Consider the following 11,706-nt stretch of genomic DNA (forward strand, 5'->3'; position numbering starts at 1 on the left):
AAGTACTTTCCTTAGAAGTGTAATCCTAACAGCCACAAAGGTCGCAGGGGGATATAAGCGTGTTCAGTTTTTTTGCGGGCTTTCCTCGGCCAGCAGCGCAGGCGTCGCAGGCAGCCGCTCAACCACGGCGAGTTTTTCCGGGCGCTGGGCATCCCGCCAGGCGCGAAACGCGCTCAGTTCGCCGTCCAGGGTCTTCATGACCCATGCCAACACGGCAATGTCATCGAGCATGCCGAACATCGGGATAAAGTCCGGGATCGCGTCAATCGGGCTGAGAAAGTACATCAGCCCCGCCACTACCGAGATCAGCGCCTTGGGGCTGATGGCTCGGTACTCACCGCGCCAGTACGCCAGGCACAGGGCCTGGAGCAATTTGAGATCATCCTTGAGTTTACCCAGCCGGTTGCCCTGGCTTGACCCTTTGGCGGCCACGGCAAACAGCAGGGTCGGCAAGCGCCCACGGCCGAGCAAGCGCGCGGCCATGGGCAGGAAGCGGGTGAAGTTGAAGGGTGGTTTCATCGGTCACTCCAGTTCCAGGCGACATAAAAGGTTATCCACACAAATTGTGGATAACCTTGTGAACAGAGCCTGTTTTATCGGCTGAAAGCCACGGGCTACAAGGCTTGCAGTCAGATCGGGCGTTTTTTGCGCACATGAAAAAAACCCAATAATTCATTGACTTGGCATGGATGTGCGGCTACCCGTGCTCGAGTCTTATATCAGACTGTTACAGGTTGGGGATGTTCGATTGGATTTGCAAAGGCGCAGATCAGCAAACGCCAGAAACAACAACGCCCCGTAAAAACGGGGCGTTGTGTGTTCAGGTGCCGATTACTTCTTGGCAGCTGGGGCCGCAGGTGCGTCAGGGGCTTCAGCCTTGGCTGGGTCCTTGATCGCCAGCAGCTCCAGGTCGAAAACCAGCACGGAGTTGGCTGGAATCGCCGGGCTCGGGCTCTGTGCGCCGTAGGCCAGGTCGGACGGGATGTACAACTCGACCTTCTCGCCCACGTGCATCAGTTGCAGGCCTTCGACCCAACCCGGGATCACGCCGCTGACCGGCAGGTCAATCGGGCTGCCGCGATCAACGGAGCTGTCAAAGGTGGTGCCGTTGGTGAGCTTGCCGGTGTAGTGAACAGTCACTACGTCGGTCGGCTTGGGCTGAGCGCCATCGGCCTTCTTCACGATCTTGTATTGCAGACCGGAAGCGGTGGTGACTACGCCGTCTTTCTTGGCGTTGTCTTCGAGGAATTTTTTGCCGGCGGCTGCCGACTCTTCGCTCATTTTGGTCATGCGTTCTTCAGCACGCTTTTGCAGTGCGGCAAACGCTTCAACCAGTTCGTCGTCCTTCAGCTTCTGTTCTTTCTTGCCGACGGCATCTTCGATGCCTTGGGCTACCGCTTTGGAGTCCAGGTCATCCATGCCTTCTTGAGCAAGGCTTTTGCCCATGTTCAGGCCGATGCCGTAGGAAGCTTTCTGCGCCGGGGTTTTCAGCTCTACGCTGGTCTGCGAATCACAACCCGCAAGTACCAGGCTAACCAGGGCCACCGCCGCCGCCAACCGATGCTGTTTCATGCTATTTCCTTGTTCGTGCGCCAAAAGGGCATTCGAGTAAAGTCGCGAGCTTATCAGGCGGCCACGACCAATGGCTACCGGCATCTGAGCAGGAAACTTCTGATAAGTTCACGTGTTTAAAAGCATTTTCATTCATTATAGGGGCCCGCGAAGGATCGCGGGACCATTCGCAACCAGGCTGCTGGCCACTTGCCGCACCCGTGATGCAATGGCATAAGAACCCTACAACTCGACAAGGCCGAGACAAGGATAGCCATCTTGCGCATTTTTTCCCGTGTTTTACTCCTGATACTGCTCGCCCTGGGCCTGCTGCTGGCCGTGGTGCTCTATTACACCCTCAACCCCAAGCTGCCGGATTACGTGCCCGTGGAGCAGGTGCACTATCAGGAACAATGGAGCGAGGCCGATCGCCAGACCTACTACTTCACGCCCCAGGGCACCCAAGTAAAAGGCCTGCATTACGACTGGTTCACCGCCCTCGAACTGCCGTTTTCGGACCAGCGTTTTGCCACGCCCGACTACCTCGCACGCTTCGGTTTTCTGGTCGATCCCAAGCAAGTGCCCAGCGCACAAAACCCCGGCAACCTGCCCGTAGGCTTCGCCCGGCACCAGAACGCAGACAGCGAGGTGCAATACCTGGACATCACCTGCGCCGCCTGCCACACCGGCGAGCTGCACTTCAAAAACCAGGCGCTGCGCATCGACGGTGGCTCGGCCCAGCATGTGCTGCCGTCCAGCGTACCGACCTTGCGCGGTGGCAGTTTTGGCCAGGCCTTGGTGGCCAGCCTTGCCGCCACCTACTACTTGCCCTGGAAGTTCGATCGCTTCGCCCACAACGTGCTCGGCCACGACTATGACGACCACAGCAAGCAACAACTGCGTCAGGACTTCAAACAGTCGCTGAATCAGTTCCTCAAAGTCGCCTGGAACGACACACACCGCGGCCTCTACCCCACCGAAGAAGGTCCGGGCCGCACTGACGCGTTTGGCCGTATCGCCAACGCCAGCTTTGGCGACGCCATCTCGCCGTCCAACTACCGGGTCGCCAATGCGCCGGTGGACTACCCGCATCTGTGGGATATCTGGACCTTCGACTGGGTGCAATGGAACGGCTCGGCCCAGCAGCCCATGGCACGTAACATCGGCGAGGCCTTGGGCGTGGGTGCGACCCTGGACTTTTTCGACGCAGCCGGCCAACCCCTTCAGGGCGATGCCCGCTACCCTTCCAGCGTGCGCGTGCGCGACCTCAACCGGATCGAAGAAACCCTGCAACGCCTCAAGCCGCCGACCTGGCCGCAAGACTTGTTCGGCGCCATCGACAAGCCCCTCGCCGCCCAAGGCCGTGCGCTGTTCGCCGAGAACTGCGCCGGCTGCCATGTGCCTGCAGTCACCCAGGAAAACGGCCGCCCGGTGCAGCAACTGAAAATGCTGCCCGTGGATTACATCGGCACCGACCCCGGCACCGCCAACAACATCGCCGAGCAACGCTATGACCTCAGCGCCCTGCAGTGGGACCCGGCCGAACTGGCCAGGCTCAATGTCGAGCTGCACCCAACACCCACCGCACCGCTGGACCTGCACAACCTCTCCGTGGCCCAGGGCCTGGCCTACGTCACCGCCTTCGTCGAAGCACACGCCTACCGCGCCGCCGGTGTGACCCCGGCCGAGCGCCCCGGCCTGGACGGTTTCGGCCTGCCCATCGGCGTGCGTGAATTACGCGCCTACAAGGCCCGGCCGCTGGCCGGTGTGTGGGCAACGCCACCGTTCCTGCACAACGGCTCGGTGCCGACGATCTACCAATTGCTCTCGCCCCAGGACGAACGCAGCACCACCTTCTACAAAGGCACGTTCAATTACGACCCGCGTCATCTGGGCTTTGAAACGGCTGCGTTCAACAACGCATTTTTGTTCGATACAAAAATCACCGGCAACCACAACAGCGGTCACGAATTCCGTGATGGCAAGCGTGGCAACGGCGTGATCGGCCGTGGCCTGCTGCCGCAGGAACGCTGGGCGCTGCTGGAATACCTAAAAGTGCTGGGCGGCCCGCTGGAGCAAACACTGCCATGATTATCCGATCTCAATACAACCAACGTTCGCTGCTCGCACGCCTCTGGCTGCGCCTGGGCGCCTTCCTCGGTAAAACCCTGCTGTGGCTGCTGGGTTTGGGGCTGTTGGGCTGGCTGATCGCCACGGCCTGGTTCGCCTGGCAACACAGCGGCCCGGTGTCGCTGGATGAACAGATCCCGCCCGGTGAAGCAGCCATGACCCAAGGCATCATCCAGACCGCGGTGCGCATCGTCGATCAGCATCGCGAAGGCACGCGCTACCTGCGTGACGCGCATGCCAAGGCCCACGGCTGTGTCAAGGCCGAAGTCAGTGTGCTGGCGGACCTCGACCCGGCGCTGCGCCAAGGCGTGTTCGCTGAACCTGGCAAGACCTGGCAGGCGCAGATGCGCTTGTCCAACGGCAACGCCTACCCGCAGTTCGACAGCATCCGCGATGCGCGGGGCATGGCGATCAAACTGCTGGATGTGCCGGGCAAACAGTTGATGGCCGACCAACAAACGCGCACCGAACAAGACTTCGTGATGTTCAGCCACCCGAACTTTTTTGTCAGTGATGTGGCCGAATACGCGCAGAACATCGGCGCTCAGGCTGACGGCAAAAAGGTGCTGGCGTTCTTCCCCAAGGCCGACCCGCGCAGTTGGCAAGTGCGTCACCTGTTTATCGCCCTGGCCACCCTGGCGCCCGCACCGGCGAGCCCGACGCAAACGACGTATTTTTCAGTTTCGCCCTACAAATTTGGCGCGGCAAATGCCAAGTTTCGTGTAGCGCCTGACCCACAGAGTTGCCCTGAGTATGTGCTGCCCAAGCAGAATCAGGACCTGCCGAACTTTCTGCGCAGTGCGCTGAACCAGCAGCTGTCCACCGACCGCGTGCCCGCGTGTTTCGTGTTGCAGATTCAGCGGCAGAACCCTCAGAAGTTCATGCCGATCGAAGATACCAGTATCGAATGGAAAGAAAGTGATGCGGCGTATGAGACCGTGGCCAAAGTACGAATTCCTGCGCAGGATTTTGATACGCCCGCGTTGAATCTTGCCTGTGATAATCAGTCGTTCAACCCGTGGTTCGGGCTGGGGGCGCATCGGCCGATTGGCGGGATTAACCGGTTGCGCAAGGCGGTGTATGAGGCGGTCAGCGATTATCGGCATAGCCGCAATTTGTGAGGTGATGATCGTTCTCACGCTCTGCGCGGGAACGATCGACTTCAAGCCGGCCATAAAAAATCCGTATAAATTCGAAGTTCCCCATAACGATTACGTCGCCTCTATTGAACAACTAATCCTCAAACCTTACCGTCACTTCCTACCTCCAAAACCCGTAGGAAGTCATCGTGGAAAGTTCAACTTTGGGCATGGTCGTCCTGTCAATGATTGCGCTCTTCGGCACCGCCGCGTTTTGTTTCGAACACCTCGCCACCCGCAGCGAAAAGAAAAAGAAAGCCAAATAAGCTGAGCATCGAAATCAGCCGAACCCCAGACTTTCAGGGGATCTCCCGTCATTTGTGCCGGGGAGATGTTCGCTTACTTGGGCTACGCCCTCATTCGCACAGCTATTGCTGGAGGTGTGGGGGCTGGATTACATCGACCGCCCGCATTATTTGCGCGTGCACATGGCGCACTTAAGGCAAAAACTGGCGGCGGCCCCGGCGCAGCCGCAGCATTTTATTATCGAGTTGCAGGTGGGGTATCGGTTGATGGGAGTGAACGGATATTCAGCGCCGCCCCAATCCAAAGCATCACTAAAAGTCACTGACAAAAGTACACGCTCTATTTGACCGGCCAACTTAAACTCACGCGCGTTAGATATAGGATTTTTCCCAAATCAGCAAACCCACTTATAGGGCCTACTGCACTAACAGGCGCTACCGCAAAGAAACATCTCCTAATGGTTCGAATCTTCCAAAACGCTAAACCCTTTTCATAGACTGGCTGTGTTCAACCGAACCATTCTATACCGCTCGCTGCCAGGTGATTATTATGAACATTACCCCTCCTGCTCCAATGATGCCCCCGACCGTTACTCCGACGGAAAATCTACCAAGCCCGCACATTGACCCCGACACGCGTCCTGCCGCTGATACTTACTGGAGCGGTGTCGATAATTTGGCCACACGATCTTCACGCTGGATAGACAAGGACGGGAACGGAAAAATAGATATCGAAGTGGACTTTTCTGCAGGCCCGGGCAGCTACTTCAAAAAGCTGGGACTCACCGGCCACTCACAACTGAGCGCCGAGCAGAAACAGGAACTTATTGATCAAATGATCGATATCAGCCTCGAAACAAATTTGGTATTCCATGACAAAGGCACACTGGAAAAACCTGACGGCACTATAAATTTTGGTAACTTCGCGCCGGTCCCATCGAACGGCAGAAACCTGGTTCAGGTCAACTTTCCGGAAAACACTTCCGCCCCACATAACCCAGATAGGCCGGACGAACCTGCTGAGGCCTATGTCAGGGGCGATGCGCGCAATTTAAAGGCCAACGGCCGTAATCGCGGCGGCCACGCGCTTGCTCACGCTCTGCTGCATGCACTGGGCTTGCCTCATCCTAATCCTGACGATAAGAGCAATAAACCTGCAAACCCTACAGACTCTCAAGGTTACAGCCTTCTCAGTTCTGTGCCGGAAACAGCAACAGGTCACGACTTTAAGGGCAATTACGTAACGCGAGCCCAACTGCATGATATGGCCGCACTACAACTAAGGTACGGCGCTAATAGTGAGAGCCGAGACAAATCACTGGATACAGAATACGATGCAAACTTTATTACTCAAAGTGATACGGCCGTCACATTTACGATAGCCAGCGGGGACGGTCACGAAACGCTGCTGGCAGATAAAGATACACACGATCAACACATCAACTTGAATCACGGCACTTTCTCCAGCATTGGCGGGTTCACGAATAACGTCGCCATTACCCGGGGTACGCACATTGAAGACGTTGCAACAGGTTCGGGCACCAACAAGATTATTGCGAGCACCGTCACCAATTCAATTATTTTGGGCAGTGGCCAAAATACGGTTGTTTTTAATAATTCATGGGACTCTACGCCCCGAGATACCGATATCCTCCATCACTTTAAAAGCGGTACGGACAAAATAGATATCAGTGAATTCTCCCAAAAACTTTACAATGGAACATTTACTGGCGGAACCCCCCACTTAGATATTCAAAAGGCAGCGGATGGAGCATCCTATGTAAGGTACTGGAGCGTCTACAATCCCGCAGATCCTTCAGAGCCTGATTTCAAAGTGCGTGCGGATGGCGTTCAAATGAGCGATATCATTACAAAGAAATAACAATCGGTAGAACACCTGCAGATAATGCTGTGTCACTAGCGTAGCCATCAGGAAGGCTGGAGAGCTAACTTAATTTTTGGCAAAAAAAAGCCCGCTCAATGAGCGGGCTTCTTGCGGTGACCTGGCATTCAGTGTTCCAGGTGACCAAATATGGCGCAGCGGACGGGACTCGAACCCGCGACCCCCGGCGTGACAGGCCGGTATTCTAACCGACTGAACTACCGCTGCGCGTAACACTTGAAACGAATGGTGGGTGATGACGGGATCGAACCGCCGACATTCTGCTTGTAAGGCAGACGCTCTCCCAGCTGAGCTAATCACCCTTCGCTTCGGTGTGGGCGGCATAATACACCAAAAATCTGCAATGTCTTGATTTAAATACAATTTATTTAAAATAATTTCTTTGGTGCCCTCCGCGCCCCGAAAAACGGGGCCTCAAGCCCCCAAATGCGAGTCTATTGCGTTTATACGCTGCTTGGCGGCACAATTAAAAACCATTCTCAATAACCCCTGAGCCGCGCCAATGTCTGTGGGTGAACCGCCATTCCAACGGGAAATAACCCTGCTCTACAGTGAGCATCACGGCTGGCTGCTCAGTTGGTTGCGGCGCAAACTCGGTTGCCGCCAGAACGCAGCCGATCTGGCGCAGGACACGTTTGTGCGAATCCTCAATACCCGCGAATCCGTGGCAAGCATTCGTGAACCGCGTGCTTATTTAAGTACAACGGCTCGACGCCTGCTGATCGATCAGGCGCGGCGTAAGCAGATTGAGCAGGCTTACCTGCAAGAGTTGGCGCTCACGGTGGACGCGTTGGAAGGGTTTCAGTCGCCGGAGCAAATCCACACTACCCTGGAAGCCCTTGAGCACATCGCGTTTATTCTGGAAGGCATGCACGACTACTCGCGCCAGGCGTTTGTGCTGTATTACCTGGAAGAGCTGACCCAACAACAAATCGCCCGCCAGCTCAAGCTGTCGGAACGCACCGTACGCAAATACCTGATCCAGGCACTGGTGCATTGCAGCCATAGCATGGACACCTGACCCGCGCATGCCTGACACCCACCAACAGATCGAAGAACAAGCCGCTCAATGGCTGCTGCGCCTGCACGAAGGGGACTTGAGCGAAGCCCAGCGCATGGCGTTCGAGCGCTGGAAGCAACAAGGCCCGCAATACGCCGCAGCCGCTGCGCGTATGGAGGCCGTGATTACCCGAATGCAGGCGTTGCGTGCGGAGAAATCACCGGCGCGGGCGGCACTCAACGCAGCATTTGCTCAACCAAAACCGCGGCGCGGCAAAAACGCGGTACGCGCCCTGCTGCTCGCGTGCAGCCTGGCGATTCCTGCGGCGGCGCTGCTCGTCAGCCCTTATCCACAACGGTGGATGGCCGATGTGCGTAACGGCCCCGGGCAGTGGCAAACCCTGCAACTGGCGGACGGCTCGACACTCACCCTGAACGGCATCAGCGCGGCGAACCTGCATTTCGATCAGCAGCAGCGCCGGATTGAACTGCTGCAAGGCGAGATCCTGGTGGAAGTGGCTCATGACAGCGCACGGCCCTTTATCGTGCAGACGCCGCAAGGCACCTTGCGTGCCCTGGGGACGCGGTTTGTGGTCAAGCGTGAGGGTGACGTGACCGTACTGAGTATGTTGCAGTCGCGCGTGGCGGCGCACAGCACGAATGCCCAGGAGACCGTGGAAGTGGACGCCGGCTCGCAGGCGCTGATGAGTTCGAACGCAGTGCGCCTGAGCGGCCGTATCGACCCGGCCAGCGTCAACGAAGCCTGGCGTCGCCATCAGTTGGTGGTGGAAAACCGGCCGTTGCCTGAAGTACTGAATGAAATCGCCCGCCATCGAGCCGGCTATCTGCAATTTGATCGCGCCGCCCTGCAACACCTGCGGGTATCGGCGGTCGTTCCGCTGGATGACAGCGATCAAGCCCTGCAATTGCTGGCGCAAACCCTGCCGATCAAGGTTCGCCACTACACACCCTGGCTGATGGTCGTAAGCCCTGAAACAGCACCCAATAAATAATTATTCGCATTTGCTTCCGGTTTTTTCGCGGTTGCCCGTCAAGCAAGGTAATTCGACACGTAAAGGATTGCCCTGACCATGCACACCCCTTCTGACCCACGCGGGCGTTTTGGCCTGCTGAAAAGCGCGCCGCTTTCCCTGGCGATATTTGCCGCGTCCACCCTGAGTACTCACCTGGCACAGGCGGACACCGTCAACGTCGCCGCCCAAGCCTACGACATTCCCGCCGGGCCGCTGGGCACTTCGCTCAACCGCTTTGCCCAGCAAGCCGCCGTGGCGATTGTGTTCCAGCCCCAGGCACTCGAAGGCCTGCAAAGCCCCGGCTTGAAGGGCAACTTTGCCACCCAGGACGGCTTTGACCGATTGCTGCAAGGCAGTGGCTATCGTGCCGTTAAGGTTTCCCAAGGGTACGCGCTGCAGGCCATTGCGACGGCCAGCAGCGGCACCATGGAGCTAGGCCCCACCCAGGTGACTGCCACCCAACTGGGTAACGTCACCGAAGGCACCGGTTCCTACACGCCCGGTACGATCGCCACCTCGACGCGGTTGATACTGACGCCCAAACAGACCCCGCAATCGGTGAGCGTGGTCACCCGCCAACACATGGATGACTTCGGCCTGAACAACGTCGACGACGTGATGCGCCATACTCCAGGCATCACCGTGTCGGCCTTCGACACCGAGCGCAGCAACTATTACGCGCGCGGCTTTTCCATCAATAACTTCCAGTACGACGGCATTCCTTCGACCGCGCGCAACGTCGCCTACTCGGAGGGCAACACCCTCAGCGACATGGCGATCTACGACCGCGTAGAAGTGCTCAAAGGCGCCACCGGCCTGCTCACCGGCGCCGGCTCACTGGGTGCGACGATCAACCTGGTGCGCAAAAAGCCCACCGCCGATTTCCAGGGCCATGCCACCCTCGGTGCCGGCTCGTGGGACAACTACCGCAGCGAACTGGACGTGAGCGGCCCGATGACCGACAGCGGCAATGTGCGCGGCCGAGCGGTTGCGGCCTATCAAGACAAGCGCTCGTTCATGGACCGCTACTCGCGCAAGAGCCCGACGTACTACGGCATCATGGAGTTCGACCTGTCACCCGACACCTTGCTGACCGTGGGCGGCGACTATCAGGACACGTTGCCGACCGCCTCGTCGTGGTCCGGCAGCTTTCCGCTGATCAACTCTCAGGGCGAACGCAACAGCGTCAAGCGCTCGTTCAACAACGCCGCCAACTGGAGCAGTTGGGAGCAATACACCCGCACCGTGTTCGCCATGCTTGAACACGACCTGGGTAATGGCTGGGTCGGCAAGCTGCAACTCGATCACAAGATCAACGGCTACCACGCGCTGATGGGCTCGATCCAGGGCGACCAGCCACAGCCCGACGGCACCGCCAACCTCACCTCCGGCAAATACACCGGTGACACCGTCAGCGACTCGGCCGACCTGTATGTGAGCGGCCCGTTCAGCCTCGGCGGTCGCGAGCATGAGTTGGTACTGGGCGGCTCCATCAGCGCATCGCAGTGGAAAGGCAAGGGTTACTGGAACCTGGCCACCAATACCGTCGACTTCAACCACTGGCGCGGCCACGCCACGATCCCGGATTGGGGCAGCGCGCAATCACTGATCGACGACACCGTGCGCCAGACCGGCGCCTATGTCACCACGCGCTTGAACCTCGCCGACGACCTCAAGCTGCTGCTGGGCGGGCGCGTGGTCAACTACCAGGTCACCGGCAATAACCCGAGCTACCGCGAGTCCGGGCGGTTCGTGCCGTATGTGGGCGCCATTTACGACTTGAACGACACCTACTCGGTCTACGCCAGCTACACCGATATTTTCATGCCCCAGGAAAACTACAACCGCGACCGCGAGAACAAGCTGCTTGAACCGGACGAGGGCCAGAACTGGGAATTTGGCCTCAAAGCCGACTTCCTCGACGGCCGCCTGAACGCCAGCGCCGCCTACTTCGAAATCCACGAATCCAACCGTGCGCTCTCCGACGACGAGTACAACAACCAGACGCCGATACCGTCCAACTACGCTTATAAAGGCAGCAAGGCGGTGACCAAGGGCTACGAAGTGGAAGTGTCCGGCGAGATTGCGCCAGGCTGGCAGTTGCAGGCAGGGTACACCCACAAGGTCGTGCGCGATGACAAGGACGTGAAGATCTCCACCTTCGAGCCCGAGGACCAGGTCAAGCTGTACACCACCTATAAACTCAAGGGCAACCTGGACAAGCTCACCGTCGGCGGCGGCGTGCGCTGGCAGAGCGTGGGCTGGCAGGATATCTACAACAACCCGCACAAGGGTTATGAAGAGTTCTCCCAGGACGCTTATTGGCTGGTGGACCTGATGACCCGCTACCAGGTCACCAAGAACCTGTCGGCGACGCTGAACCTCAACAATATCTTCGACAAGTCCTACTACACCAATATCGGTTTCTATAACTCCGCCGCGTATGGCGAGCCGCGCAACGTGATGGTGACAACCCGTTGGGATTTCTGATCGCCCCATAAAAAACGCCGCCGATCATCGGAAATGATCGGCGGCGTTTTTTCGGTTTTACAAACCCCGGACAGCAAAAAGCCCGCTCAATGAGCGGGCTTTCTGTGGTGACCTGGCGTTCAGTGTTCCAGGTTACCGAATATGGCGCAGCGGACGGGACTCGAACCCGCGACCCCCGGCGTGACAGGCCGGTATTCTAACCGACTGAACTACAT

General features: G+C 58.1%; 8 protein-coding genes, 2 tRNA genes and 1 pseudogene. 7 read left to right on the forward strand and 4 right to left on the reverse strand.

The annotated features are described in order from the left end of the window. Nucleotides 1-63 precede the first annotated feature (63 nt). Together AOA59_RS20530 and AOA59_RS20535 are read right to left on the reverse strand one after the other, a co-directional pair. Nucleotides 64-519, reverse strand: a complete 456-nt coding sequence (locus AOA59_RS20530; protein WP_099488893.1) for a YkvA family protein — start codon at nucleotides 517-519, stop codon at nucleotides 64-66. 312 nt (nucleotides 520-831) lie between these two features. Next, a complete protein-coding gene (locus AOA59_RS20535; protein WP_017136377.1) occupies nucleotides 832-1,572 on the reverse strand; it encodes an FKBP-type peptidyl-prolyl cis-trans isomerase in 741 nt (246 codons plus the stop codon). Nucleotides 1,573-1,830: 258 nt separating this feature from the next. Here AOA59_RS20535 and AOA59_RS20540 point away from each other — a divergent pair, with 258 nt between their 5' ends. From AOA59_RS20540 to AOA59_RS20555, 4 genes and pseudogenes are all read left to right on the forward strand, one after another. Further along, a complete protein-coding gene (locus AOA59_RS20540; protein WP_099488894.1) occupies nucleotides 1,831-3,642 on the forward strand; it encodes a di-heme-cytochrome C peroxidase in 1,812 nt (603 codons plus the stop codon). After that, nucleotides 3,639-4,802 (forward strand): catalase family protein, encoded by a 1,164-nt coding sequence (locus AOA59_RS20545; protein ID WP_099488895.1) that lies wholly within the window; start codon nucleotides 3,639-3,641, stop codon nucleotides 4,800-4,802. The genes AOA59_RS20540 and AOA59_RS20545 overlap by 4 nt, the downstream gene beginning before the upstream one ends. Nucleotides 4,803-5,185: 383 nt before the next feature. Beyond that, a pseudogene (locus tag AOA59_RS33550) lies at nucleotides 5,186-5,341 on the forward strand (winged helix-turn-helix domain-containing protein); the annotation flags it as partial. A 274-nt stretch (nucleotides 5,342-5,615) separates the two neighbouring features. After that, nucleotides 5,616-6,947, forward strand: coding sequence for a M10 family metallopeptidase C-terminal domain-containing protein (locus tag AOA59_RS20555; RefSeq protein ID WP_099488896.1), 1,332 nt, complete (start codon nucleotides 5,616-5,618; stop codon nucleotides 6,945-6,947). A gap of 151 nt (nucleotides 6,948-7,098) precedes the next feature. Here the strand turns inward: AOA59_RS20555 and AOA59_RS20560 are convergent. After that, nucleotides 7,099-7,175 (reverse strand) — tRNA-Asp (locus tag AOA59_RS20560). A gap of 19 nt (nucleotides 7,176-7,194) precedes the next feature. Continuing rightward, nucleotides 7,195-7,270, reverse strand: a tRNA-Val gene (locus AOA59_RS20565). A gap of 200 nt (nucleotides 7,271-7,470) precedes the next feature. Between AOA59_RS20565 and AOA59_RS20570 the strand changes: the two genes are divergently transcribed. The 3 genes from AOA59_RS20570 (at nucleotide 7,471) to AOA59_RS20580 (ending at nucleotide 11,491) form a co-directional block, all read left to right on the forward strand. Then, complete coding sequence (locus tag AOA59_RS20570; RefSeq protein ID WP_099485572.1) at nucleotides 7,471-7,989, forward strand: sigma-70 family RNA polymerase sigma factor; 519 nt, start codon at nucleotides 7,471-7,473, stop codon at nucleotides 7,987-7,989. A gap of 7 nt (nucleotides 7,990-7,996) precedes the next feature. Continuing rightward, nucleotides 7,997-8,980, forward strand: coding sequence for a FecR family protein (locus tag AOA59_RS20575; protein ID WP_099485573.1), 984 nt, complete (start codon nucleotides 7,997-7,999; stop codon nucleotides 8,978-8,980). Nucleotides 8,981-9,058: 78 nt separating this feature from the next. Beyond that, nucleotides 9,059-11,491, forward strand: coding sequence for a TonB-dependent siderophore receptor (locus tag AOA59_RS20580; RefSeq protein ID WP_099485575.1), 2,433 nt, complete (start codon nucleotides 9,059-9,061; stop codon nucleotides 11,489-11,491). Nucleotides 11,492-11,706: the final 215 nt, after the last annotated feature.

Source organism: Pseudomonas sp. 2822-15, from assembly GCF_002742515.1.
GTDB classification, from domain to species: Bacteria; Pseudomonadota; Gammaproteobacteria; order Pseudomonadales; family Pseudomonadaceae; genus Aquipseudomonas; species Aquipseudomonas salomonii.